The 25263-nt window shown below is 63.7% G+C and carries 26 protein-coding genes; 14 read left to right on the top strand and 12 right to left on the bottom strand.

From position 1 onward, the window contains the following. The first annotated feature begins 71 nt into the window (after positions 1–71). From frr to ACIPY2_RS15865, 3 genes are read left to right on the top strand one after another with little or no spacing between them, the layout of a single operon-like run. On the top strand, positions 72–629 hold the full coding sequence (gene frr, locus ACIPY2_RS15875; RefSeq protein ID WP_400267348.1) for a ribosome recycling factor: 558 nt from the start codon (positions 72–74) through the stop codon (positions 627–629). Next, positions 629–1564: a phosphatidate cytidylyltransferase gene (locus tag ACIPY2_RS15870; protein ID WP_400267347.1), complete on the top strand. Its 936-nt coding sequence runs from the start codon at positions 629–631 to the stop codon at positions 1562–1564. The genes frr and ACIPY2_RS15870 overlap by 1 nt, the downstream gene beginning before the upstream one ends. A 24-nt stretch (positions 1565–1588) precedes the next feature. After that, the gene (locus tag ACIPY2_RS15865; protein ID WP_400267346.1) at positions 1589–2173 is read left to right on the top strand and encodes a DivIVA domain-containing protein; all 585 of its coding nucleotides are present in this window, start codon (positions 1589–1591) and stop codon (positions 2171–2173) included. On the opposite strand, the gene ACIPY2_RS15860 is transcribed toward ACIPY2_RS15865, so the two are convergent. From ACIPY2_RS15860 to ACIPY2_RS15840, 5 genes are all read right to left on the bottom strand, one after another. Further along, a complete protein-coding gene (locus tag ACIPY2_RS15860; RefSeq protein ID WP_400267345.1) occupies positions 2170–2877 on the bottom strand; it encodes a hypothetical protein in 708 nt (235 codons plus the stop codon). The two genes, ACIPY2_RS15865 and ACIPY2_RS15860, sit on opposite strands and share 4 nt — an antisense overlap. An 86-nt stretch (positions 2878–2963) precedes the next feature. Next, entirely contained in the window at positions 2964–4433 is a 1470-nt protein-coding gene (locus tag ACIPY2_RS15855) for a cation acetate symporter (protein ID WP_400267344.1), read from the bottom strand. Continuing rightward, the gene (locus tag ACIPY2_RS15850) at positions 4430–4789 is read right to left on the bottom strand and encodes a DUF485 domain-containing protein (RefSeq protein ID WP_400267343.1); all 360 of its coding nucleotides are present in this window, start codon (positions 4787–4789) and stop codon (positions 4430–4432) included. The genes ACIPY2_RS15855 and ACIPY2_RS15850 overlap by 4 nt, the downstream gene beginning before the upstream one ends. After that, positions 4786–5505: a LytR/AlgR family response regulator transcription factor gene (locus tag ACIPY2_RS15845; protein ID WP_400267342.1), complete on the bottom strand. Its 720-nt coding sequence runs from the start codon at positions 5503–5505 to the stop codon at positions 4786–4788. The genes ACIPY2_RS15850 and ACIPY2_RS15845 overlap by 4 nt, the downstream gene beginning before the upstream one ends. Positions 5506–5521: 16 nt before the next feature. Continuing rightward, on the bottom strand, positions 5522–6694 hold the full coding sequence (locus tag ACIPY2_RS15840; RefSeq protein ID WP_400267341.1) for a sensor histidine kinase: 1173 nt from the start codon (positions 6692–6694) through the stop codon (positions 5522–5524). 196 nt (positions 6695–6890) lie between these two features. Between ACIPY2_RS15840 and ACIPY2_RS15835 the strand changes: the two genes are divergently transcribed. Next, positions 6891–7271, top strand: coding sequence for a DUF485 domain-containing protein (locus ACIPY2_RS15835; protein ID WP_400267340.1), 381 nt, complete (start codon positions 6891–6893; stop codon positions 7269–7271). Between the two features lie 5 nt (positions 7272–7276). Then, a complete protein-coding gene (locus ACIPY2_RS15830) occupies positions 7277–8884 on the top strand; it encodes a cation acetate symporter (RefSeq protein WP_400267442.1) in 1608 nt (535 codons plus the stop codon). Positions 8885–8955: 71 nt separating this feature from the next. Here the strand turns inward: ACIPY2_RS15830 and ACIPY2_RS15825 are convergent, their stop codons facing one another. From ACIPY2_RS15825 to ACIPY2_RS15805, 5 genes are all read right to left on the bottom strand, one after another. Next, positions 8956–9975, bottom strand: coding sequence for a PHP domain-containing protein (locus ACIPY2_RS15825; protein ID WP_400267339.1), 1020 nt, complete (start codon positions 9973–9975; stop codon positions 8956–8958). Positions 9976–10049: 74 nt separating this feature from the next. Then, positions 10050–10637 (bottom strand): hypothetical protein, encoded by a 588-nt coding sequence (locus tag ACIPY2_RS15820; protein WP_400267338.1) that lies wholly within the window; start codon positions 10635–10637, stop codon positions 10050–10052. A 64-nt stretch (positions 10638–10701) separates the two neighbouring features. Further along, positions 10702–11109 carry a DUF4383 domain-containing protein gene (locus tag ACIPY2_RS15815; RefSeq protein WP_400267337.1) on the bottom strand — a complete coding sequence of 136 codons (408 nt, stop codon included), beginning with the start codon at positions 11107–11109 and terminating at the stop codon, positions 10702–10704. A 126-nt stretch (positions 11110–11235) separates the two neighbouring features. Continuing rightward, a complete protein-coding gene (locus ACIPY2_RS15810; RefSeq protein WP_400267336.1) occupies positions 11236–11919 on the bottom strand; it encodes a hypothetical protein in 684 nt (227 codons plus the stop codon). A 166-nt stretch (positions 11920–12085) separates the two neighbouring features. Beyond that, positions 12086–12556: an Lrp/AsnC family transcriptional regulator gene (locus tag ACIPY2_RS15805; protein ID WP_400267335.1), complete on the bottom strand. Its 471-nt coding sequence runs from the start codon at positions 12554–12556 to the stop codon at positions 12086–12088. Positions 12557–12749: 193 nt separating this feature from the next. On the opposite strand from ACIPY2_RS15805, the gene pdhA reads away from it, so the two are divergent. Genes pdhA through ACIPY2_RS15790 form a run of 3 tightly spaced genes read left to right on the top strand, consistent with a single transcriptional unit; the run spans position 12750 to position 16350 of the window. Further along, positions 12750–13919, top strand: coding sequence for a pyruvate dehydrogenase (acetyl-transferring) E1 component subunit alpha (pdhA, locus tag ACIPY2_RS15800; protein WP_400267334.1), 1170 nt, complete (start codon positions 12750–12752; stop codon positions 13917–13919). Then, positions 13919–14929, top strand: coding sequence for an alpha-ketoacid dehydrogenase subunit beta (locus ACIPY2_RS15795; RefSeq protein ID WP_400267333.1), 1011 nt, complete (start codon positions 13919–13921; stop codon positions 14927–14929). The genes pdhA and ACIPY2_RS15795 overlap by 1 nt, the downstream gene beginning before the upstream one ends. Then, positions 14926–16350 carry a dihydrolipoamide acetyltransferase family protein gene (locus ACIPY2_RS15790; RefSeq protein ID WP_400267332.1) on the top strand — a complete coding sequence of 475 codons (1425 nt, stop codon included), beginning with the start codon at positions 14926–14928 and terminating at the stop codon, positions 16348–16350. Before ACIPY2_RS15795 ends, ACIPY2_RS15790 begins: the two co-directional genes overlap by 4 nt. Before the next feature lie 94 nt (positions 16351–16444). Here the strand turns inward: ACIPY2_RS15790 and ACIPY2_RS15785 are convergent, their stop codons facing one another. Together ACIPY2_RS15785 and ACIPY2_RS15780 are read right to left on the bottom strand one after the other, a co-directional pair. Beyond that, positions 16445–17317: an NAD-dependent epimerase/dehydratase family protein gene (locus ACIPY2_RS15785; protein WP_400267331.1), complete on the bottom strand. Its 873-nt coding sequence runs from the start codon at positions 17315–17317 to the stop codon at positions 16445–16447. 152 nt (positions 17318–17469) lie between these two features. After that, positions 17470–18099 carry a TetR/AcrR family transcriptional regulator gene (locus tag ACIPY2_RS15780; RefSeq protein ID WP_400267330.1) on the bottom strand — a complete coding sequence of 210 codons (630 nt, stop codon included), beginning with the start codon at positions 18097–18099 and terminating at the stop codon, positions 17470–17472. Between the two features lie 128 nt (positions 18100–18227). On the opposite strand from ACIPY2_RS15780, the gene ACIPY2_RS15775 reads away from it, so the two are divergent. The 6 genes from ACIPY2_RS15775 to ACIPY2_RS15750 are packed head-to-tail and all read left to right on the top strand — an operon-like array spanning position 18228 to position 25240. Continuing rightward, positions 18228–19838: a carboxyl transferase domain-containing protein gene (locus ACIPY2_RS15775; protein ID WP_400267329.1), complete on the top strand. Its 1611-nt coding sequence runs from the start codon at positions 18228–18230 to the stop codon at positions 19836–19838. A 2-nt stretch (positions 19839–19840) separates the two neighbouring features. Further along, positions 19841–22003, top strand: a complete 2163-nt coding sequence (locus ACIPY2_RS15770) for a biotin carboxylase N-terminal domain-containing protein (RefSeq protein WP_400267328.1) — start codon at positions 19841–19843, stop codon at positions 22001–22003. Further along, positions 22000–23163 (top strand): acyl-CoA dehydrogenase family protein, encoded by a 1164-nt coding sequence (locus tag ACIPY2_RS15765; protein WP_400267327.1) that lies wholly within the window; start codon positions 22000–22002, stop codon positions 23161–23163. Before ACIPY2_RS15770 ends, ACIPY2_RS15765 begins: the two co-directional genes overlap by 4 nt. A gap of 39 nt (positions 23164–23202) precedes the next feature. After that, complete coding sequence (locus ACIPY2_RS15760; protein ID WP_400267326.1) at positions 23203–23982, top strand: CoA transferase subunit A; 780 nt, start codon at positions 23203–23205, stop codon at positions 23980–23982. Positions 23983–23984: 2 nt separating this feature from the next. Continuing rightward, positions 23985–24737 carry a CoA transferase subunit B gene (locus ACIPY2_RS15755; protein WP_400267325.1) on the top strand — a complete coding sequence of 251 codons (753 nt, stop codon included), beginning with the start codon at positions 23985–23987 and terminating at the stop codon, positions 24735–24737. Then, positions 24734–25240 carry a MaoC family dehydratase gene (locus tag ACIPY2_RS15750; RefSeq protein WP_400267324.1) on the top strand — a complete coding sequence of 169 codons (507 nt, stop codon included), beginning with the start codon at positions 24734–24736 and terminating at the stop codon, positions 25238–25240. Before ACIPY2_RS15755 ends, ACIPY2_RS15750 begins: the two co-directional genes overlap by 4 nt. Positions 25241–25263: the final 23 nt, after the last annotated feature.

Below are 25263 nucleotides of genomic sequence, written 5' to 3'. Positions count from 1 at the left end.
GCCCGAGTGGCGGATCTTTACTGTGCATGGCCGCCCGCAGTCGGGCAGCGACTATTACTGAGGAGAACCCCGTGATCGAAGAGACCTTGCTCGAAGCCGGCGAGAAGATGGACAAGGCGGTTGAGGTAGCCAAGGAGGACTTCGCCTCGATCCGTACGGGCCGCGCCAACCCGGGCCTCTACAACAAGGTCATCGTGGAGTACTACGGCACGCCCACCCCGCTGCAGCAGCTTGCTTCCTTCGCAGTGCCGGACGCGCGCACCATCCTCATCACCCCTTACGACAAGACCGCCCTGCGTGACATCGAGAAGGCCCTCAGCGACTCCGAGGTCGGGGCCAACCCCTCCAACGACGGCAACGTCATCCGCGTTACCATTCCTGAGCTCACCAAGGAACGCCGCAAGGAATACGTCAAGATCGTCAAGGGCAAAGGCGAGGACGCCAAGGTGTCCGTCCGCAGCATCCGCCGCAAGGCCAAGGATGCCATCGACAAGCTGGTCAAGGACGGCGAGGCCGGCGAAGACGAGGGTTCCCGCGCCGAAAAGGAACTCGACGCCATCACCAAGCAGCACGTCGACAGCATCGATGACCTGCTGAAGCGCAAGGAAGCCGAGCTGCTCGAGGTCTGATGAGCCAGCCAGAGCCGGCGCCCGCTGGGCGGGTCCCAACCACCGGGGCACGCAAACTGGCCAGGCGCCTGCAAGGTAACCCAACGCCGAAGGCGGGCCGCAATCTGCCGGCCGCCATCGGCGTCGGGCTTGCCATGCTGTTTGCCGTGCTGGGGGGATTGCTGTTCCTGCCGCTGGGCTTTGTCCTGCTGGTTACCGCATTTGCGGTTCTGGGGGTCTGGGAAGTTTTCCGTGCCCTTGAGGCGCAAGGCACCCGCATGCCGGTGATCCCGGTGATGGTGGGTACGCTGGCCATGCCCGTGTCGGCCTATTTCGGCGGTCTTGAGGGCTTGCTGTTCACCTTGGTGGTTACCTGCGTGGCCATACTCGTGTGGCGTTCCATTGAGAGTGCCGCGGGCGCGCCCCGCAGTGTTTTTGCTGGCGTGTTCACCGTGGCATGGGTGCCGTTCCTGATCAGTTTCGCGGCTTTGCCGCTCCACGCGAGCGGCGGCGCAACGCCGGTGGGGCTCTGGCCGGACGGCCTCCCTGGCGGCGCCTGGCAAATCGCCACCATGTTGTTGCTGGTGGTGGCCAACGATACTTTCGGGTATATCGTCGGGGCGACCTTCGGAAAACACCCGATGGCCCCGAAGATCAGCCCGAAGAAATCCTGGGAAGGATTTGCCGGTTCCGTGGCAGGAGCCATGGTCATCGGCGTTCTGGCCTGTTTCCTCATCCTGGACAAGCCGTGGTGGGTAGGCCTGATCCTTGCCACCGGAATGGTTGCGGCGGCGACGGCAGGGGACCTCGCCGAGTCCATGGTCAAACGTGAACTTGGAGTCAAGGACATGAGCAGCATCCTCCCCGGACACGGCGGAGTGATGGACCGCTTGGATTCAATCGTTTTCGCAGCCCCCGTGGCTTACGTACTGTTTTCGCTGCTAAGCGGCGTCTGACACATCCCCGACGAAGGACTATTGATGGCTTTGGATATTCGACGCCAGATTCCCGCAACATTCGACCGCGTGGAACGCAGCAAGTACGGCTACAACGCCAAGCAGGTGGACGCTTTCCTCAACCGCGCCCGCAAGTCGTTCGAGGACCCTTCCGGTTCCGCCGAGCCGGTCGCCAGTTCGGACGTCCGGGATGTGGCGTTCGATCCCGTCAAAGGCGGTTACGACGCACACAGCGTGGATGCCGCCTTGGACCGCCTTGAGGATGCCTTTGCACGCCGCGAACGCGACGACCTCATCAACAGCCAAGGAGAGGAAGCCTGGCTGCGCCAAATCGGCAAACTGTCGGGAATTCTGCGTGGCCGGCTGCACCGTCCCGACGGCGAACGCTTCCGTCGTCCGGTGAAGAAGAATGCCCGCAGCTACAACGTCCAGGACGTCGATGCCCTGTGCGCCGAGCTGATCGGCTACCTGGAAAACGACCAGCCCCTCAGCGTAGACACCGTGCGCCGCGCCGTATTCCGTGCCGCCAAGGGCGGAGAAGGCTATGAGGAAGCCCAGGTGGATGCGTTCCTGGACCGCGTGGTGGAGCTCATGGCGGCCATCGACTAGTCCGCGGAGGGCCTGGCACGGGACGGACGCATCGGCGGGTTGTTGCGCCAAATTTCGTCGTAGCGCCTCTTTCCGCGCAGCAAAGACGTGGCGAAGAATGCCAGTCCGGCAACCGCCGCCAATCCTACTGCCGGCCCGACGGGCAAACCGGCCACCAACAGCGCGGAGCCTGCCAGAAGCCCGATCAGTGCGGCGTTTACGGCTCCCATGAACACCATGCTGCTCCCGGCCACCTGGCTGAAGTCCTTCCGGCCACCGAAGAAGTAGTAGGTCCTTTTGGAGCCTTCCTCGTCATCCGAGAAGCCCGCCATGAGATACGGGGCAACGCCCGGGTCCAGGTCCACATAGGCCGCACGGAGCCTGTTCATGGCAACCACGTACATAAGGTCTTCCATGCCCACGCTCATGACGCGGATATGCGTCAGGAGCCCCACCAAGACGTCAATGCCAAGGATTGTCAGCGCGAAGGCGCGGAAGGCATCGGAGAACTGGGTGGCGTTGCCCACGAGGGCGACACTGAGCAAACTGGCCGATGTGAACGTGAGGAACATGCTGATGCGTGTGAGCACCTCGCCTTGCGTGGTGCTTCGGGAAGCGAGCAGGCTCCAATGCTCAGTGGCCAGCAATTGGGCCCGGATGCTCAGCGCTGGCGGCGGCTGTGCCGCAGGCGGTTCACTGTCGGCCGGGACGGACTCCTGGGACATGGCGTTATTGTCCACCTTGCGGAAGCCCCGGACAACAGTCACAGGGCCCGGACAGCAGTCACTGTTCCCGGACAACAATTACCGAATCAGGGCCGTTCAGTCACGACGGGCCGTTCCGGAACGTGCAAACGGGACATGACCCGGTTCACCGTGGCGGGTACGCGCGCTTTGGTTGCGAGCGAAACACCGATAGTCACGGCGAACGCTGCCGGCACGGTCCATGCGGCCGGCTGGGCGAGCCACGCAGGAGCAACGGCGGCCCCCATCGTTGTACCGGCCACCATGGCGCCCCCGCACAGCAGTCCACCGGTGAGCATCCCCGCGATCGCTCCCGCGTCGGTCAGTCCCCGCCACCAGATGCCCAACAGCAGCACCGGACAGATGGTCGATGCCGTAAAGGCAAACACGAGGCCGACGCTGCCGGCCAAAGCGAGGCTGTCGGTCATGAAGGCAAAACCCAGGGGCACGACGGCGGCCAGCAGCGCTGCGAGGCGGAACCCCCGGACACTGCCGCCGAAGAGGTCTTGGCTGATGACGCCGGACAAGGAAACCACCAGCCCGGAGGTAGTGGAAAGGAACGCTGCGAAGGCGCCGGCCACGACCAGTGCGGAGAGCGCATCCCCCGCAATGCCACCCACCAGCTTTCCCGGCAGCAGGAGGACCAACGCGTCGGCTTGTCCGGAGCGTGCCAGTTCCGGGGCAAAGACGCGGCCAAGCGCCCCGGCCACCGTAGGAAAAACATAAAAAACCGACAGCAGGCCGAGCACGATCAAGGTGGTCCTGCGGGCGGATTGGCCATCTGGATTCGTGTAGAAACGGACCAGGACGTGCGGCAGGCCAAGCGTGCCAAATAGCAGGGCAACCATGAGCGAGATGTTCTGGTAGGCGCTGGCCGCCTGTTGGCCGGAGGGGTTCACCGGAAGGGGAGCCTGGGCCGGAGTGCCGTTGCGGGCAAGGACCAACAGCACGAAGATTACCGGTACGGCCAAGGCGGTCAGTTTCAGCCAGTACTGGAATGCCTGGACGAAGGTGATGGAGCGCATGCCGCCGGCCACTACCGTCAGGCACACCACCAGGACCACCGCCGTCGAACCCACCCAGGACGGCAGTCCAGCGGTGATGCGTATGGTGAGCGCTGCGCCGTGGAGCTGCGGAACGATGTAAAGCCAGCCGACGGCGACCACCACCAGGCTGGTGACGCGGCGGACCACCACAGAATCCAGTCGGGATTCGGTGAAGTCGGGGATAGTGTACGCCCCCGAACGGCGCAGGGGAGCTGCAACGAAGAGCAGCAGCATGAGGTAACCCGCGGTGTAACCGATGGGGAACCACAAGGCGTCCGTCCCGGACAACAGGATCAGCCCTGCCACGCCCAGGAAGCTGGCAGCGGACAGGTATTCTCCGCCGATCGCAGAGGCGTTCCACCACGGCGGGACCGTTCGGGAGGCAACGTAGAAATCGCCCGTGGTGCGCGAGATGCGCAAACCGTAAAAGCCGATGGCCGCCGTCGTGAGTGAAACGGCAACGAAGGCAATGAGGCCGACGGCAGGGTTCACTTGTCCTCCACAAGGTCCCGGTACCGCGCCTCATTGCGGGCAGCCGCACGGGTGAACAGCCAGGCGCTTAATCCCACCACCGGGTACACGCCAACACCGAGCAAAAGCCAGTCCAAGGGAACGCCCAGGACCTTGGTCTCCGCCACTCCGGGGCCGAAAGCCAACAGCAAAGCGAAGGCGGCCAGGATCAGCAGGAAGCCGCAGGCCACCACCAAGGCCAGGCGTAGTTGGGAGCGAACCAGCGAGCGGATGAACAAGCGCCCGGCATCGGAGTCCTCCGGGACTTCACGGGCCATGGGGGAGCGGCCGGCAGTGGCAGCAGATTGCCGGGGCGCCGTGACCCGAACGCGCGTCATCCTTGCGGCCGAAGGCGGGTGGACTGCAATTTATCCCTGACGGAGGGCAAATGGCGGCGGCTGATGGGTAGCTCCGCGCCGGCCACGGTGACGCTCGGGGAACCGGCGGAAAGCTTCAAATGGCCCACATGGTTGAGTGCGATGAGGTAGCTGCGGTGAATCCGGATGAATCCCGCTTCCGCCCACTGCTGTTCGAGGTCGCTCAGCGGTACGCGGATCAGGTAGCTCGCTTCGGCGGTGTGCAGGCGCGCGTAGTCGCCCTGGGCCTGGACATAACTGACGTCGTCCCGGCGGATCATGCGGGTTGTGCCGCCCAAATCAACGGTGATCATCTCCGGGGCCGGGGCGCCGTCCTTGATCAGTTCGCTGATGCGGTCAACGGACCTCGCCAGGCGTTCGGCCCTGAGCGGCTTGAGCAGGTAGTCGATGGCGGCGAGGTCGAAGGCCTCCAAGGCGCAGTCCTCGTCCGCGGTGACAAAAACGACGGCGGGCGGGTTGCCGCTGCGCGAAATCGCGCGGGCAATATCCAGTCCGGAGATCGCCGGCATATGGATGTCGAGGAAGACAGCGTCCACGGACTCGGTCTCCAGGGTCCGCAGCGCTGCGGCTCCCGAGGAAGCCCTGTGGATGGTTCCGATCCGTCGATCGCGGCCCAGGAGGAATGCAAGCTCCTCAACGGCGGGGAGTTCGTCATCGGCGACGAGCACGTTGATCATGATTACAAGACTAGCCTTACGCGTCGTGGCCGGGCTGGGACTTGGGCACCCGCATGGTGATCAGGGTTCCCTCGCCGGGGGCGGTCTCAATGACCAGGCCATGTTCGTCCCCGTAGACCTGCCGGAGGCGGGCGTCCACGTTGCGCAGCCCCACGTGCTCGCCGTCGCTGTGCCCTGCCAATACTGAACGCAGGTGCTCGGGGTCCATCCCCACGCCGTCGTCCTCGATGGTGACTTCCGCGAAAGCGCCCGAATCGTTGGCGCAAATGGTGATGTGGCCCGGTCCTTCCTTGGCCTCGAGGCCATGCCGGACGGCGTTCTCGACCAGCGGCTGCAGGCTCAGGAAGGGAATCACCGTGCTCAGCACTTCCGGGGCGATCCGCAGGCTCACCTGGACGCGCTCGCCGAAGCGGGCACGCTCCAGCAACAGGTACCGGTCGATGCACCTGAGTTCCTCGGCAACGGTGGTGAAGTCACCGTGCCGGCGGAACGAATACCGGGTGAAGTCCGCAAATTCCACCACGAGCTCCCTGGCCCGGGCAGGGTCGGTGTTGATGAAGGAGGCTATGGCATTGAGGGAGTTGTAGATGAAGTGCGGGCTGATCTGCGCGCGCAATGCCCGGACCTCGGCTTCCGCCAGCAAGGTCCTGGAGGCCTCCAGTTCCGAGAGTTCAAGCTGTACGCCGATCCAGTCGGCCACCTCGCTGGTGGCCCTCACGAGTCCGGCGCCGGCTACGGGCGCGAGCGCTGCGACGGAGCCCACCACCCGTGACCCGGCGCGGATCGGTGCAATGACGGCGCTGTAGCCGCCTGACTGGTCTCCCGCGACCACTGCAGTCCTGCCGCTCGTAAGCACTCCTGAGGCCAGGCCCATCAGCGTGGGCCGGAGTTCCTCTGCCGCGCCGTCCCAGGCCACAACATCAGTGGTGTCCGTCATGGCCAAGGCCTCGCTGCCAAGGAGGGCGCGCAACTGCTTGCTGGCCTTCGCGGCTCCGGTACCCTGGAGCCCGCCGCGGAGATGCTGGCCCGCGCGTGAGGCCGCATGCAGGGTGTTGTACGTTGCTCGCTCGGCGTCAGTGCCCAGGTCGCGGAAGGAGCGGATCACCTTCAGCCCGACCCCGACGACGACCGCGACGGCCAGCACGATGACCGCGATCGCGGCAGCGGTGAAAAGCGGGTTATCAGGCATGGAGCCAGAGTAGCGAATCCGGGCATACGCACGACGCCGGTCGGCCCACCTGCCGCCGTTTGGCGCAGCATCGGGACCGTTGGGCGACGGCGGAGGCCGATGTGCTGGAACGGCCAGCCTGGACCGTTCGATAGTGATTGCAGTCACATCAACGGCGTGTGGACCTGATGTGAACACATCCTAACCAGGAGGAACCATGGGTAATGAAGCCCAACCCCAAGACGCCGCGGCGTCCGTGGACTTTCAGGAAGTCCAACAAACGGAACGGTTCAAGACACTGCGGAAGCGGCACCGGAGCTTCGTCTTCCCCATGGCGGCAGCATTCCTGCTGTGGTACTTCGCCTACGTTCTGCTGGCCGACTACGCGGTGGGCTTCATGTCCATCAAAGTCTGGGGAAACATCAACGTGGGCCTGATCCTTGGCCTGCTCCAGTTCGTCACCACCTTCGGAATTACGGCGTGGTACGTGAGCTACTCCAACAGGAAACTGGACCCCATCGCCGCCGAGATCCGCCACGAGATCGAGGGGCACGAATTCGACAAATCAGGCACCACGACCCGCGGGGGAGCGCAGTGAATACCATGGTCCCGGCAGTCGAAGTCTCTGCCCTGAAAGACTCAACGCTCCTGAACATGGGCATTTTTGCCCTATTCGTCGCGGTCACCATGGTGATCGTGTTCCGCGCAAGCCGCAACAACAAGACCGCGGCCGACTACTACGCGGCCGGACGGTCCTTCACGGGTTCCCAGAATGGAACCGCGATCGCGGGCGACTACCTCTCTGCCGCATCCTTCCTGGGCATCACCGGAGCCATCGCCATCAATGGCTATGACGGCTTCCTCTACTCCATCGGCTTCCTGGTGGCGTGGCTCGTGGCCCTCCTGCTGGTGGCGGAGTTGCTGCGGAACACCGGCAAATTCACCATGGCAGACGTGCTCTCCTTCCGCCTGCGGCAGCGGCCCGTCCGCATCGCAGCAGCGCTCTCTACCCTGGCCGTCTGCTTCTTCTACCTCCTGGCCCAGATGGCCGGCGCCGGCAGCCTCATCTCCCTCCTGCTGGGAATCAGCGATTGGGGCGGACAAGCGCTGGTGATCATCGTCGTCGGCGCCCTCATGATCATGTACGTCCTCATCGGCGGCATGAAGGGCACCACCTGGGTACAGATCATCAAGGCCATCCTGCTGATCGCAGGTGCAGCGGTGATGACAGCATGGGTGCTGGGAATCTACGGATTCAACCTGTCCAACCTCCTGGGTTCGGCAGCCGAAACAGCCAACAACCCGGCAGTCCTCAACCCCGGCCTGCAATACGGCAAGACCGAGACGTCCAAGCTCGACTTCATGTCCCTCGGCATGGCACTCGTGCTCGGAACGGCCGCCCTGCCCCACGTGCTGATGCGCTTCTACACGGTCCCCACGGCCAAGGAAGCCCGCAAGTCTGTGGTGTGGTCCATCTGGTTGATCGGCCTGTTCTACCTCTTCACCCTGGTCCTGGGCTATGGGGCAGCGGCACTGGTAGGTGCAGAAACCATCAAGTCCGCTCCCGGCGGCGTCAACTCCGCGGCCCCGCTGCTGGCCTTCCACCTTGGTGGACCCTTGCTCCTGGGCTTCATCTCGGCGGTAGCTTTCGCCACCATCCTTGCCGTGGTGGCCGGCCTGACCATTACGGCGGCAGCATCTTTTGCCCACGACATCTATGCCAACGTCATCTCCAAAGGCCAGGCCGATGCCACCACCGAGGTCAAGGTAGCCCGCCGCACAGTAGTGGTGATCGGGATACTGGCCATCCTCGGCGGGATCTTCGCCAATGGCCAGAACGTCGCGTTCCTCGTTGCGCTCGCCTTTGCAGTGGCGGCCTCGGCCAACCTGCCCACGATCGTCTACTCCCTGTTCTGGCGCCGGTTCACTACGCAGGGTGCAGTGTGGAGCATGTACGGCGGTTTGGCGGCGGCCATCCTGCTCATCACTTTCTCGCCAGTGGTGTCCGGCTCCAAGACGTCCATGATCCAGGGAGCCAACTTCGCGATCTTCCCGCTGAGCAACCCGGGGATCGTGTCCATTCCGCTGGCCTTCTTCCTCGGTTGGCTCGGCACCGTCCTGGACAAGCGGAAGGAAGACGCCGCCAAGCAGGCCGAGATGGAAGTGCGTTCGTTGACCGGCGTGGGCGCAGAGAAAGCCGTAGACCACTAGTCCCGGGCAAGTAGTATCGGCAAAAAAGCGGGCTCCCTCGGCGACCAGCCGGGGGAGCCCCTTTGCTTCCATCACTTCTTCAGTAACAGCCATTCCTGCAACTGCTTGAGCGGCCATGTGGTGACGATGCGCTCCTTGGGCACCCCGGCAGCTTCGGCCCGCTCGGCACCGTATTGGAGGAAGTCCAGCTGTCCCGGCGCGTGGGCGTCGCTGTCGATGCTGAAGAGGCAGCCTGCGTCCAGGGCCATCTGGATGAGGCGCTCCGGTGGGTCCTGCCGTTCGGGCCGGGAGTTGATCTCGACGGCCACGCCCCAGTCCGCGCACTCCTTGAAGACCTTCGCGGCGTCGAATTCGGATTCGGGGCGGGTCCCCCGCGAGCCCTGGACCAGCCGTCCGGTACAGTGCCCGAGGACGTTGGTGTGGGGGTCCGAAATGCCACCGAGCATGCGCCGGGTCATGGCCTGCTTGTCCGATCTGAGCTTCGAATGGACGCTGGCAACCACCACGTCCAATCGATCCAGCATCTCCGGGGTTTGGTCCAGGGTGCCGTCCTCCAGGATGTCCACTTCAATGCCCTTGAGGAGGCGGAAACCGTTATGCCCGGCGTTGATGCCGTCCACGATCCCCAGCTGCTCGTCCAGCCGTTCGGCGCTGAGCCCGTTGGCCACGGTGAGGTTGGGGGAGTGGTCGGTGAGGGCCAGGTACTCCCGGCCGAGGGTACGGGCCGCTGCCACCATCGTCTCGATCGGTGATCCGCCGTCGGACCAATTGCTGTGGCTGTGGAGGTCGCCCTTGAGGGCCGAACCCAGGCCGTGTCCGCCGTTTGCCAAGGGCTGGGCTCCCCGCTCGCGGAGGTCCGCCAAATAATCGGGAACGCGATCCTCCATGGCCTGGGTGATGACCTCGGCACTGCGGTTCCCGATGCCCTTGAGGCTGGTGAGGCGGCCCGAGGCAATCAGCCGGGGGAGGTCGCCCGGGGGTAGTTGCCGGACTGCGTCGGCCGCCTTCCGGAAGGCCTGAACCTTGAATGTGGGGGCCAGGCTGCGTTCCAGCCAGAAGGAAATTTCATCGAGCGCCTCAACGGGATCCATGGCTCTATCCTCCACGAAGGAGGCGCACCATCAACAGGGCAAAGGCCGATGATGCGCCTCCTACGAGTCGCCGCCTAGTGGTGGTGACTTGGAGCGAGCCCGGGATTTGCGCCGTCGGACGGAGACTGGCCGTGCTCTCCGTGCGGAACGGCATGCTGGCCGGCCATTGAGGCCGCCAGGCCCGGGGTGGCCACCGAGGCAACAACGACGGCGGCTCCGAACGCGGCTGCCAGAAGCCGCCCGGTCCTTGGCTGGCCGTGGGCGCCGCCGTCGTTGGTCTTGTGTTGCCGCCGCAGCCATCCCGCGCCGGCAAGAGCCATGAGGGTCAGGCCGAGTGCGGCCAGATGGCTGATGCCGGCAGAACCGGCACCTGCCCGGTCACCCGCGAGGAGGGCGACGACGTGGGCAGCGCTGGCCAAAGCCAGGACAGGCAGGGCCACCCGGGAGAAAACCAGCGCGTTCCGGTGCAGCCCCCACAAGGACCACGCAAGGAACGCAAGCCCTGTCACGAGGATTGCCGCGCCGGTGGGCAATGCTGACGCGCTGCCGCCTTCGAGGTAGCCGGCGGCCAGGGCAAGGTCCACCATGCCGCCCGCCATCGCTGCGAAATAGACGAACAACAGGGTTGCTGCTTTCAATGTCGGGTGCGTTCTTCCGGGCATGACGGGGTCCTCGCGCTTCTGTCCTGGTGGTTTCCGTGGGCTGGCGGCGTGCCTCGGGGGCTTTTCAGGCGCGGGCGGAGACTGCCACTACCTTGTCCTGGGAGAGAGCCACGCCAAGCAGGACCACTGCGCTGGCCAAGTGCAGCACGTTGTCGGCACCGTTCAGGGCAATGATGTTCAGGGAGCTGCCGACGAGGAACAGGCCCAGGATACCCACCAGGAGATAGACGCCGCCGACGATGGTGTTCACGGTCTTGGACAGCGTGATGCTGTTCAGGCCGGCAAGGAGGAGTGCGGCGCCGATGGCCAAATGGATGACGTTGTGCAGCGGGTTCACGGCAAAGATGATCAGGGTTGCGCCTTCGGTGGCGAAGAACCCGGTTCCGGCCGTGACAAAGAAACCGAGCACGCCTACCAGGAGGTATACGGCTCCGAAGATGGTGGCGATCAGGCGATTGGGCGAAGTACGCATGGTCCGAACCTTTCGGTGTTGGCCGGTTCATGCCGGCCGGTCTGCGAAGTCCCGGGCGGGACTTCAGCAGTGATTCGGACCATGCGCCCAGGTGGATGGGTGGGAGTGGGAAGTTTCTTCGCGGAATTATGGCCGCAAGCGGATGCTGGTCATTTTGAGGTCGTTGGTTCCCTCGAAGACGTACCGGAGCTCAATGTTCTTGCCGTCGCACTGGAGGGTGCCGGCTACGTCCGCTTTGTTGTTGCCGTTGGTGTTGTTCACGTTGACGGAGCTGTAGTTGGGCTTACAGGAGCCGTCCAGGTCCAGGCTCGCGATTCCGTCTACGAAAGACTGCTTGTCCAGTTGGTCCTTAAGGCCCTGCTGCAGGTAGTCGTCGTACGCCTTCTCCGTATCACCGGCCACCACCAGGTTGGTGAACTCGTCGGCAAGGGAGCGGGCCTTCGACGTCGCGTTGCCCACCAGGTTCACCAGCACGAGTACCCCCACCACGGCCAGGACGATCACGCCGGCCACGATGCCCAGGACAATCCACAGCGTCTTCCGCTTCCTGGCCGGCGGCTGGGCGTACTGGCGTTGGGGATCGTAATAGCCTTGGGGATCGTTATGGCCCGGGGGATATTGTCCAGTGGGGTATTGCCCCGGAGGATATTGTCCAGGCGGGTACGGGGCTTGGGCTGCTGTTCCGTAGGGCGGCGTTCCGTAGGACGGGTTGCCGGGCGCCGGCGGCACGGGCGGCGGCGGATATTGTCCGGGTTGGTAGGGATTCCGGGGGATGTCCTCGCGCCCGTCCGGTTCTTGCGGGTTGCTCACTGCGGTGCCCCTTTCAGCAGCCTGCGGGCGTGCCACCATGTGGCCGGGACCTTGGCCGGCCCCCGATGCGTCCATTTGAATCAAACAGCATGCTTGTGTTCCCGGGCAATAGGACCCGCCGCGCTCGAGCCGACGGGCTCGAGCCGCTGCGATCAAGCCGCCGCGCTCAGGCCTCCGAGCGCCGCCCAAGCAACGGTTGCACTCGGTAGGGAATCATTTCCCGCATTGCCAGCGCGGTGTCGGTGCGCTCCACGCCGTCGCAGGCCAGGATTTTCCCGTTGATGCGGTAGAGGTCTTCTGCATCCAGGGCGACAACGCGCAGCAACAGGTCCGCCGAGCCCGTCAGGCCGAAGCCCTCAAGGATCTCGGGGATGTCCGACAGTTCCTGAGACAAGCCTGCCAGCTTCTGCTGCTGGACGTGCACGCTGATGAAGGCAGTGAGCGGGTACCCCAGCGCTACGGGGTTGATGCGGCGTTCGAAGGACAAGAATGCGTGCTTTTTCTCAAGCTGTGCCATCCGGGCCTGGACCGTATTGCGCGAGAGGCCAAGCTTCTGCGCCAAAGCAACCACAGTTCCGCGCGGATCCTTTGCCATCGCGGAGAGAAGCCGGGTGTCAGTGCCATCCAAAGGTTGCATAATGCGCAAGATTAGCACGGCGCGAACTCCCGCAACATGGCATTTTGCTCAACTTTGGTACGGGTAGTTGTACCCGTTGCCACTTGTGAGTAGGGTCACAAATAACCCGGGCGAAGGAGCCAGGGGGCTGGCCTGCGCCGGGACCACAAGTCCTGCCAAGGCCGACGAATACGAGCCGGAAGGTCGATCACCAATGTTGACGGACAGGGCGGGAAACGGGGCAGGAAACATTGCTCCGGACCCGGGACATAGTGCACATCATCCATTGCGGACTGGTGGCGATATGCTCCAGTTGGTTTCGCCGGAGGGCGAACGGATTAGCCATCCCGAGTTCGATCTTTGGATCAAGGACGTAGGCGATGAGCAACTGGGCTCGCTCTACGAGGACATGACGGTAATCCGCCGGATCGACGCCGCGGCAACTGCCTTGCAGCGCCAAGGGGAGTTGGCTCTTTGGCCGCCGCTCCTGGGCCAGGAAGCTTCGCAGATCGGCTCCAGCCGTTCGCTGCGCGATGATGATTTCGTTTTCCCGAGCTATCGCGAGACCGGCGTGGCCTATGTCCGGGGAGCCCACCTCTCGGAAATCGCCAAGGTCTGGCGAGGAAATGCCCTGTACAGCTGGGATCCCCAGCGCATCAACATGGCAACGCCGCAGATCATTATCGGTTCACAGAGTCTCCACGCCACCGGCTATGCCATGGGCGTTCAACTGGACGGGGCGAGCACCGCGGTACTGGGCTATTTCGGCGATGGTGCCACCAGCGAGGGCGACGTCAGCGAAGCCATGGTCTTCGCCGCCAGCTTCCAGGCTCCCGTGGTGTTCTTTTGCCAAAACAACCACTGGGCCATTTCTGAACCGGTGCGGGTGCAGTCGCACATCCAGCTGGCAGACAGGGCTACGGGCTTCGGGATTCCGAGCATGCGCGTGGACGGCAATGATGTCCTCGCGGTCATGGCTGCCACTCGCGTGGCGCTGGACCGGGCACGCAAGGGCGGAGGGCCAACCTTCATTGAAGCAGTCACGTACCGGATGGGTCCGCACACCACCGCCGATGATCCCACGCGGTACCGGGATGCCAACGAGCTGGAAGACTGGGCCGCGAAGGACCCGATCCTGCGGCTCCGCAGGCTCCTGGACGCCAAGGGCCTGCTCACTGACGAGCTGGAAGCGCAGGTCAAGGCCAAGGCTGATGCGGTGGGTGCTGAACTTCGCGCAAGCTGCATTAATATGCCGGATCCCGAACCGCTGGATGTCTTCAACCACGTATACAGCAGCAGGAACCCCTGGATCGAACGTCAGAAAGACCACTACTCGCGCTACCTGAACAGCTTCACCCAAACAGTCGAGGAAGGTGCCCTCTGATGTCCAAGCTCACTTTTGCCCGGGCAATCAATGCGGGCCTTCGCAAGTCGCTCGAAAACGACCCCAAAGTTGTGCTGATCGGTGAGGACATCGGCTCACTTGGAGGTGTTTTCCGTGTCACTGACGGACTCCAGAAGGACTTCGGGAAGCACCGCGTGATTGATTCCCCCCTCGCGGAATCCGGCATCATCGGCACTGCTGTGGGCTTGGCCTACCGCGGCTACCGTCCGGTCTGCGAGATCCAGTTCGACGGCTTCATCTACCCGGCATTCGACCAGATCGTCAGCCAGGTGGCCAAAATGCATTACCGGACCCAGGGCCGCGTGAAGATGCCCATCACCATCCGTGTTCCTTTCGGGGGCGGGATCGGCTCCCCGGAACACCATTCCGAATCACCCGAGGCCTACTTCACCCACACCTCCGGGTTGCGGGTAGTGGCCGTGTCCAATCCGCAGGATGCCTACACCATGATTCAGCAGGCCATCGCCTCGGATGACCCCGTGCTTTATTTCGAACCCAAACGCCGCTACCACGACAAGGGCGATGTCGACGAAGGCCTCGACCTTGCCTCGGCCCTGCCTTTGGACAAAGCCGCAGTGGTGAACCAGGGCTCGGATGTGACCCTCGTGGCTTATGGCCCACTGGTCAAGACCGCGAAAGATGCCGCCCAGGCCGCGGCTGACGAAGGAATGTCGGTGGAAGTCATCGACCTCCGTTCGCTTTCCCCGGTGGATTATCCGGTGGTGGAGGCTTCAGTCCGCAAGACCGGCCGGCTGGTCATTACCCACGAGGCGGGTCAATCCGGCGGACTTGGTGCGGAAATTGCCGCGAGCATCACCGAACGCTGCTTCAACTACCTTGAGTCGGCTCCCGTGCGGATCACCGGCTTTGACGTGCCGTACCCGTATTCGAAGCTCGAAATGCACCACTTGCCGGACCTCGACCGGATCCTCGACGGTGTGGACCGCGCGCTGGGGCGCCCCAACTCACTGAGTGGACTGGAAGGATGAGCGCCACCATGATCAAGGAATTCAGGCTGCCCGATCTTGGCGAAGGATTGACGGAGTCGGAGATCCTGAGCTGGAAGGTCGCCGTTGGGGACACTGTCACCCTGAACCAGGTCATCGCCGAGGTTGAAACGGCAAAAGCCGTGGTGGAGTTGCCGTCGCCTTTCGCGGGCGTCGTCGCGGCGTTGCACGAGGAACCCGGCACCGTGGTGGAGGTCGGCAAGCCGATTGTCTCCTTCGAAGTGGACGACGCCGGTGCCTCCAACGGTGGGAAGCCCGCCGAGGGCGCTCCCGGGCAGGGATCAGGAACTCCTGACGCGCCTGCTAAGCGGGAACCGAACCTCGTAGGCTACGGGGCCGTCGTCGAACATTCCGGGCGACCTGCGCGACGCGCCAGGGGACAGGTCCGGACGGAGCCGGCCGCTTCCCCGGTCCAAAAGCAGGCACCCGCCGAAACGCAGGCACCCGCCGAAACGCGGGCACCCGCCGAAACGCGGGCACCCGCCGAAACGCGGGCACCCGCCGCGCCTCCCGCCGTCGAGCATGAATCGGGCGAGCGTCCCCGCTCGACGCCTCCGGTGCGCAAGCTGGCCCGCGACCTGGGCATCGACCTCGAACAGGTGACGGGAACAGGTGCCCACGGCCTGATTACGCGGGAGGATGTGCAGAACTTCGCCGGGAAGCCGGCGGATGTTGCTGGTGCTGTGCCCGCACGGTCGGACGACCGCGAAACGCGCACGCCCATCAAGGGTGTGCGGAAGTTCACTGCGGCAGCCATGGTGCAAAGTGCCTTTACGGCGCCCCACGTGACCGAATTCCTGACGGTGGATGTCACGCCCACCATGGAATTGCTGGCCCGGCTCAAGGCCAACCGGGCATTCGACGGCCTGAAGCTGACTCCGCTGACCATCGCCGCCAAGGCCGTTCTCATAGCCCTCCGGAACAATCCAACCCTGAACTCACGCTGGGACGGGGAGCGGCAGGAGATCGTCCAGTTCAACTACGTCAATCTGGGCATCGCCGCGGCAACGCCACGTGGCCTGACCGTTCCGAACATCAAGGATGCGCACCACTTGTCACTGCGTGAACTCGCGGAACGGTTGTCCGAACTGACCGATACTGCGCGGGCTGGAAAGACTGCCCCTGCGGAACTTTCGGGCGGCACCATTTCCATTACCAACATCGGGGTGTTCGGGATTGATGCAGGCACTCCGATCCTGAACCCCGGGGAAGCTGCAATCGTAGCGCTGGGTGCAGTCCGGAAGGCCCCTTGGGTGGTTGACGACCAGCTGGCTGTCCGGCAGGTGATGTCGCTGAGCCTGTCCTTCGATCACCGGCTGGTGGACGGCGAACAAGGCTCGCGATTCCTGGCCGACCTTGGCGCCATCCTTGCTGATCCCGCCATGGTGCTGACCATGGTTTAGTCCTGCCGCGACTGCGCCGGCCCACCCCTTGACGAGTACCCGCGGGAAACTGCGGAGAAGGGGTGGGCCGGCGCGTTATGTACCGGTACGGTGGTCAGTCCTCTGTGGGGGTGGTCCGGTTCGAGTGGACGTCCCGCCAACTGTGTTCCGGATCGAAGCCCAGCAGGCGCCGGGCCTTATCGATGGACAGCATGGTTTCGTGGTGGGCCAGTTCCTTGACGACCTCGACGCCGGGAAAGACTTCCGCTGCCAGTTCGTCGCTGCTCCGGCTCATCACGGTATCGGCAGCGGCGATGATGAACCTGTCAAAGCCGGGCGGTGCAGTTTCGAGCGCCCGGGCCACGGCCTGCGCGCCATCCCTGGCATCGATATAGCCCCACAGGTTCCACTTACGAAGGGTCGCATCCGAGTCGAAGGAAGGGAAAGCGTCGTAGTCTTCCGGGTCCATGACATTCGAGAACCGCAACGCCGTGATGCTGAGCTCCGGGTCCCAACGGGTGAGCTGGATGGCCATTTGTTCTTCCAGGTGCTTCACCAGCGAATACGTGCTTTCCGGCCGGGCCGGGTATTCCTCGTCCACCGGGATGTAGGGTGGGGGAGTGTCGAACGGCAGGCCCAGTACAGTCTCGCTTGAGGCGTAGACGACTTTCTTGATCCCGGCCCGGCGGGCCGCTTGGAAGACGTTGTAGGTGGAGAGCATGTTGTTCTCGAACACCGCAGCGTCTGGAGCAAGTCCCGGAGCGGGTATGGCCGCAAGGTGAACGATCGCGTCGAGGCCGTCATGGCGGTCGTCCAGGCCGAGGATGACGTCCACCACCTGCCCGTAGTTGCGCAGTTCCACGTTGACGTACCCGGGGCTGCGCTTTCCGGCCTGGTCCAGGTTGAAGACCTTATGGCCGTCCTGCGTTAGTCGCCGGACCACGCTCCTGCCCAGTTTCCCGCTTCCACCGGTGACGGCGATCTTCATGGCGCGCCTCTCTTCTCTCTGCTGTGGGTGCTGTGGCTGTGACGTTTCAAACCACGTTGACACCAACACTAGGCGGGGCCCGGCGGACATGCAGCCCTCAAGCTGGTCCTGTGAGTCCTAGGAAGGAAGGGTCCTTGTTGTTTGCCGGTTGGCTACGCCGTCAATGCCGCGATTGCCATCTGCTCCAGGATCGGCCGGGCGGATTTGGCCGCAATCCGACGGCCGTGCTGGCGTACGGAATGGGGCGTTGAGTTGATGAGGCCAAAGGCGGCGTGTGCCCGGACCCGGAGATCTGCCGGATCGGTCCCTGCGTGTACTTGCCCAAGCACGCTTACCCATATCTCGACATAGCTGCGTTGCAGTGATCTGACCTCGGCCTGGTCGGCATCGCTGAGGCTTCCGAAGTCTCGGTCTTGCACGCGGATCACATCAGGGTTTTTCAGCGCGAAGTCCACCTGGAAGCCCACCAGCCCACGCAACGCAGCAGATGGTTCGCCGGCCTCCAGGACAACGTTGCGGCCCCCGTTCAGGAGGTCGCGGCTGACGCTGAGCAACAACTCGCCAAGGACCGCCTGCTTACCTGGGAAATGCCTGTATACCGCGGGTCCGCTGACTCCTGCAGCTGCCCCGAGGTCTTCCAGGGAGACACGGCTGAATCCGTTCTCGCCGAAGAGGGTGGCGGCAGCTGTGAGCAAGGCCAAGCGTCGTTCTTCCTTGGCCTGGCTTCGTTGCGTGGTACCGGCCTGGGAGCCTGCTGCAGCGGCGCGCGGAACACCGGACACGTTTCCTCCTCACAGCTGTAGCCTGTGCTGGACATCACAGTTAATACAGACTAACCTAAATTTCAGTTACGTGGCACTAACCGAAATGGCCTGGCGCGATCCGCCGGCCGGGAATGGAACAGCAGTCGATGGAGACAATGGCCAGCGTGGCAGGAGTCGGGACGGGCGCCTTTGAAGCGAACCGGCAGGCCCAGTCCGACTTGGTGCGGGAACTGAAGGAGCGGCTGGCGAAGACCGCCTTGGGCGGTCCCGAAAAGGCGCGGGAACGCCATCTGGCGCGAGGCAAGCTCCTGCCCCGCGAGCGCATCAATTACCTGTTGGATGAGGGAAGTCCATTCCTTGAGATCGCGCCGCTCGCAGCCAACGGGATGTACAACGACGATTCACCCGGAGCTGGAGTGATTGCAGGCATCGGCCTGGTTCACGGACGCCATGTCCTGGTCATCTCGAACGACGCCACGGTCAAGGGCGGAACCTACTATCCCATGACGGTGAAGAAGCACCTCCGGGCGCAGGAAATCGCCATGGAGAACAACCTGCCTTGTATCTACCTGGTGGACTCCGGGGGAGCCTTCCTGCCCAAACAGGACGAGGTCTTCCCGGACAAGGAGCACTTCGGACGGATCTTCTACAACCAGGCCAGGATGTCGGCCGCAAAGATCCCGCAGATCGCATCGGTCATGGGTTCGTGTACGGCCGGCGGCGCCTACGTCCCTGCCATGAGCGATGAAACAATCATCGTCCGGAACCAAGGGACCATCTTCCTCGGCGGACCGCCGCTCGTGAAGGCAGCCATCGGTGAGATCGTCACGGCCGAAGAACTCGGCGGGGGCGAGGTCCATGCCAAGATCTCCGGCGTGGCGGACCACCTGGCCGAAAACGACCAGCATGCCCTCGAGATCGTCCGTGATGTGGTGGCGACCCTGCCCAAGCCCGCGCCGCCCGCATGGGACGTGCTCGACGTCGTCCTGCCGCCCGTCGTCGACCCTTCCGGGCTTTACGGTGTGGTTCCCACGGACGTCAACGCCCAGTACGACGTCCGCGAGGTGATCGCCAGGCTCGTTGACGGATCGGAATTCCACGAGTTCAAGAAGAACTACGGCACCACGCTGGTCACGGGCTTCGCCCATCTGCATGGCCATCCGGTGGGAATCGTGGCCAACAACGGCGTACTGTTCAGCGAATCATCGCTGAAGGGAGCACATTTCATCGAGCTGTGCGACCAGCGCGGCATACCCCTGGTCTTCCTGCAGAACCTTTCCGGATTCATGGTGGGCAAGGACTACGAACAGGGCGGCATCGCCAAGAACGGCGCCAAGATGGTCACGGCGGTTGCCACAGCCAGGGTGCCGAAGCTCACCGTAGTGATCGGCGGCAGCTTCGGAGCCGGCAACTACTCCATGTGCGGCCGGGCATACTCGCCACGTTTCCTCTGGATGTGGCCCAACGCCCGGATCTCCGTCATGGGCGGGAACCAGGCCTCCAGCGTGCTCGCCACGGTCAAGCGGGAGCAAATGGAAGCAGCCGGCCAGGAATGGTCCAGCGAGGACGAGGAAGCCTTCAAAGCGCCCATCAAACAGCAATACGAAGACCAGGGAAGCCCCTACTATTCAACGGCCCGATTGTGGGACGACGGAATCATCGATCCGGCCGATACCCGCCGGATCCTGGGGATGGCCCTGGATGTCGTCTCCCGCCAAAATCTGCCCGGGACCTCTTTCGGCCTCTTCAGGATGTGACCATGACCGTGCCAGCAACCACGGTGCCTGCTTCCCTGCGGGCCACCGGAAAACCGTTCAAGACTGTCCTCGTGGCCAATCGCGGCGAGATCGCGTGCCGGGTGATCCAAACGCTGAAAAAGATGGGCATCCGTTCCGTCGCCGTGTATTCGGATGCGGACAAGGATGCCAAGCATGTGGGCCTTGCGGACGCAGCTGTGGCAATCGGGGGAACTACCCCGGCCGAGAGCTACCTCCGGATCGAGGCGATCATCGACGCTTGCCGCCGCACCGGAGCCGAGGCTGTCCATCCGGGCTATGGATTCCTGTCCGAGAATGTCGGGTTTGCCAAAGCCTTGGAGGAGGCCGGGGTTGCGTTTATTGGCCCGGGCATCGCGGCGCTCGAGATCATGGGCGACAAGATCCGCTCCAAGAACCACGTGATGGGGTACGGCGTTCCCTGCACTCCAGGTATCGCCAAACCGGGCCTCACGGACCAGGACTTGATCGAGGCAGCAGGCGACGTCGGATTTACCCTCCTCATCAAGCCGTCGGCAGGCGGCGGCGGCAAAGGCATGCATGTTGTTGAAAAGCCGGAGGATCTCCCCGCCACGCTCAAGACGGCCCGCCGAGTGGCCGCTGCGGCGTTTGGTGACGACACCCTTTTCCTTGAGCGGCTGGTCAGTACGCCACGGCACATCGAGGTCCAGGTACTGGCCGACAACCACGGAAACGTGATCCACCTCGGCGAGCGTGAGTGTTCCCTCCAGCGGCGGCACCAGAAAGTGATCGAGGAAGCACCGTCCGCGCTCTTCGGTTCCCTGGCCGATGGTGAAGCACAACGCGCCAGGATTGGTGAGGCAGCCTGCAACGCGGCGCGCTCGGTCAACTACAGCGGAGCGGGGACGGTCGAATTCCTGGTTTCCGACCAACATCCGGACGAGTTCTTCTTCATGGAGATGAACACGCGCCTGCAGGTGGAACACCCGGTGACGGAACTGGTGACGGGCATCGACCTCGTCGAATGGCAGGTGCGGATCGCCGCCGGGGAGGTGCTCACCGTGGCGCAGTCCGACGTCGTGCTTAACGGCCACGCCGTGGAAGCCAGGGTCTACGCTGAGGTGCCCGAGCGGAACTTCATGCCCTCCATGGGGCGGGTGGTGTTGCTCGAGGAAGAAGGGCAGCTCCCAACGCATGGCAACATCCGTATCGACTCCGCCATGCGCCAAGGCCTTGAGATCACCGGTGACTATGATCCGATGCTGGCCAAGGTGATCGCCTGGGGTGCGGACCGTTCCGAAGCCCTCGGGACACTCGATGCCGCATTGGCGCAGTACACGCTGCTGGGCGTCGACACCAACGTCGAATACCTGCGACTGCTCATCACTGATCCTGAAGTGCAGGCCGGCCACCTGGATACCGGCCTGATCGAGCAAAAATTGCCCTCCATGTCCTTCCGCCATATCGGGGCAGATGAACTAACGGCTGCGGGGCTGGCGCTGTGGCTCCAGCGGCCGGGCTTCACAGGTGCAGGCCACGCCTGGGCGGGAGCAGACTCTTGGCGCGTGGGGACACCGGCGCCGTGGACCGCCACGTTCGGCCTGCCCGACGGCGGCATGGCCGGCGTCTCGCTGGAGGAACAGCAGGGCACCCTGGTGGTAAAGGTGGACGGCAGCCCGGTGCTCGCACGGGAAGCCGCAAAGGTTGCAGTCGTTGACCACGGCGGGGGCCACCTCGCGGTGGAGATCGACGGCGTTCCCCTCGCCTTCGCCATGGCCGCGGCCGACGGGGTCCTCTATCTCGGCAACGACGGCTGGTCATGCCGCCTCGAAGTGCTGGACCGTGCAGGGCGCCTGAAGCGGATGCTGGCAGGACTCCATCGTGAAGAAGGTGCAGCCGATCCCGAGGTCCGCTCACCGATGCCGGGAACGGTCGTATCTGTTTCGGTGGCGGACGGCGACATCGTCCAGGAAGGCCAGGTGCTCCTGGCCGTCGAAGCCATGAAGATGGAGCATCAGCTGGTGGCGTCCGTGGCCGGGACCGTCCATCTCGCCGGCAAGATCGGTGACCGCGTCAAGGCAGACCAGGTTCTGGCCACCATTCACGTTACACACGCCGACGAGGCGAACCCCCCAGCGGCGAACCCCACAGCGGCGAACCCCACAGACAAGGAAGTCCAGCCATGAGCACCTTCGATCTTTCAGAGGAATACCAGGACCTCAGCGATTCCGTCCGCGAATTCGCCGACGAGGTGGTGGCACCGGTATCGGCAAAACACGACGAAGAGCACAGCTTCCCGTATGAGGTAGTGAAGCAGATGGGCGAAATGGGCCTCTTCGGGCTGCCTTTCCCCGAAGAGTATGGGGGAATGGGCGGGGACTACTTCGCGCTTGCCTTGGCATTGGAGCAGTTGGGCCGCGTGGACCAGTCGGTTGCCATCACCCTTGAAGCCGGTGTTTCCCTGGGCGCCATGCCGGTGTACCGCTTCGGCACCGAGGAGCAGAAACAGCAATGGCTTCCCCGGCTGGCTTCCGGCCAGGCGCTCGCAGGCTTCGGCTTGACTGAGCGGGAAGCCGGATCCGATGCCGGCGGAACCAAGACCCACGCCCACGTGGAGGCCGGCGAATGGGTGATCAACGGCAACAAGGAGTTCATTACCAATTCCGGAACGGACATCACCAGGCTGGTGACGGTCACGGCCGTCACGGGCCGGGAGGAACGCCCCGATGGAAGCGTCAAAAAGGAAATCTCCACCATCCTGGTACCCACCGACACGCCCGGTTTCAGGGCGGAGAAACCGTACAACAAGGTCGGGTGGAACGCCTCCGACACCCACCCGCTGACCTTGGACAACGTCCGCGTTCCGGAAGCGAACCTGCTGGGTGAGCGAGGCCGGGGCTACGCGAACTTCCTTTCGATCCTGGATGAAGGCCGCATCGCCATCGCAGCCTTGGCCACCGGAGCCGCCCAGGGATGCGTTGATCTTTCAGTGAAGTACGCCAAGGAACGCAGCGCTTTTGGCCAAAACATCTCCAAGTACCAAGCCATCCAATTCAAGATCGCCCGCATGCAGGCCAGGGCCCATACAGCGCGCCTTGCCTACTACGATGCGTCCTCAAGGATGCTGGCAGGCAAGCCGTACAAGACCGAAGCGGCCATCGCTAAGATGGTCGCAGGCGAGGCGGCCATGGACAATGCGCGGGATGCCACCCAGGTGTTCGGCGGCTATGGCTTCATCAACGAATTCACCGTGGCGCGCCACTACCGCGACTCCAAGATCCTCGAAGTCGGCGAGGGCACCACGGAGGTCCAGTTGATGCTCATCGCCCGCGAGTTGGGTCTGTAACCGTACGTTGGGTCTGTGACTGCAGGGGAAGGATCAACGATGATCGACAAGGTTGTTGCCAGCGCCGCGGAAGCGGTGAAGGACATTCCGGATGGCGCTTCGCTCGCTGTCGGTGGTTTTGGACTGTGCGGAATCCCGGCTTCGTTGATAGAGGCCCTCCATCGGCAGGGAACCACGGACCTGGAGACCGTAAGCAACAACTGCGGTGTGGACGACTGGGGGCTGGGCATCCTCCTCAAGGATGGCCGCATCCGGCGGACCATCAGTTCCTACGTAGGCGAAAACAAGGAATTCGCCCGGCAGTACCTCGCCGGCGAACTGGAAGTGGTCCTGACACCCCAAGGAACGCTCGCCGAGAAGCTCCGGGCCGGGGGCGCCGGGATCCCCGCGTTCTATACCAAGGCGGGAGTGGGAACCCAGGTTTCGGAAGGCGGGCTGCCGCAAAAGTACGACGCCGATGGCCAGGTTGCGGTGGCCTCGTCACCCAAGGAGGTGCGTACTTTCAATGACGCCGAGTACGTGCTGGAGGAATCGCTGACCCCGGACTTCGGACTCGTCCATGCCTGGAAAGGTGACCGTCACGGAAACCTCGTGTTCCACGCCGCGGCTATGAACTTCAACCCCCTGTGCGCCACGGCGGCCGGAATCACCATTGCTGAGGTCGAGGAACTTGTGGAACCCGGTGAACTTGATCCGGAGCACATCCACACCCCGGGTATCTTCGTTCAGCGGGTTGTACTGGCACCTACTGCCGAGAAACGGATCGAGAAGCGCACAGTGTCCCTCGCGGGCTCCGGCAACCCGGAAGGAAAGGCGTAGCCATGGAATCGAACACCTTCCACGACGTTCCGCCCCGCCCGGAAGCCGTGCGGCACGAATACCGCCGTGCCGACGTCGAGCATCACGAGGCCAAAGGATGGACCCGCAACGAACTGGCCGCCCGCGTTGCCAGGGAGTTGGAGAACGGCCAGTACGTCAACCTCGGCATCGGGATGCCAACGCTCATCCCCAACTACATCCCCGATGACGTGGAAGTCATCCTCCACTCGGAGAACGGCATCCTCGGTGTTGGCCCGTACCCTACGGAGGACGAGATCGATCCGGACCTGATCAACGCCGGTAAGGAGACGGTCACCGTGAACGCGGGCGCGGCCTTCTTCGACTCGGCGTCGTCCTTCGGCATGATCCGCGGCGGGCATGTGGACGTTGCCGTGCTGGGTGCCATGGAAGTTGCGGCAAACGGCGACCTCGCCAACTGGATGGTTCCAGGCAAAATGGTCAAGGGCATGGGCGGTGCGATGGACCTGGTGTTTGGTGCCAAAAAAGTCATCGTCATGATGGAGCACGTCGACCGGAACGGCAGGCCGAAGATTGTCCAGGACTGCACGCTTCCGCTCACCGGAAAGGGCTGCGTGGACCGGATCATTACGGATCTGGCGGTGATCGACGTCGTGAAGGACGGGGACGAGCCTCGGCTGGTCCTGCGCGAACTGGCACCCAACGTCACCCTTGAGGACGTACTGGGCGCCACCGGCGCGGAGCTGTTCGAGGAAGACCAGGAACTGACCGTATGACGGAGAACAGCCCACGGATCGTGGAGCAGCGCGGACTCTATTTCGACGAGCTCGAAGAGGGTGTGGTCTACGCCCACAAGCCCGGACGCACCGTGACGGAAACGGACAACGTCCTCTTCACCACGCTCACCATGAACACCCAGGCACTGCACTTGGATGCCGCCTGGAGCTCGGCGCAGCCCTTCGGGCAACGGCTCATGAACTCGATGTTTACCCTCGCCACCATGGTGGGACAGTCGGTAACCCAACTGACCCAGGGAACCATCGTGGCGCAGTTGGGCCTGACCGACGTCACGTTCCCGCACCCGCTCTACCACGGCGATACGCTGTACACGGAAACGGTGGTCACGGGTAAGAGGCTTTCGTCGTCGCGGCCCGGCCAGGGTTTGGTAACCATGCAACACACAGGCAGGAACCAATCCGGCGACGTCGTGGCCCTGGCAACCAGGACTTGCCTGATGTGGACTCAGGCAGCGCACGCGGACCACGTATCCAAGCAGTAGGACGTCAAGCAGCAAGGAACTTC

The sequence above is a fragment of the Paenarthrobacter sp. NPDC089675 genome (assembly GCF_044749185.1).
Classification (GTDB): Bacteria; Actinomycetota; Actinomycetes; order Actinomycetales; family Micrococcaceae; genus Arthrobacter.
This window is presented reverse-complemented; position numbering and strand designations above follow the sequence as displayed.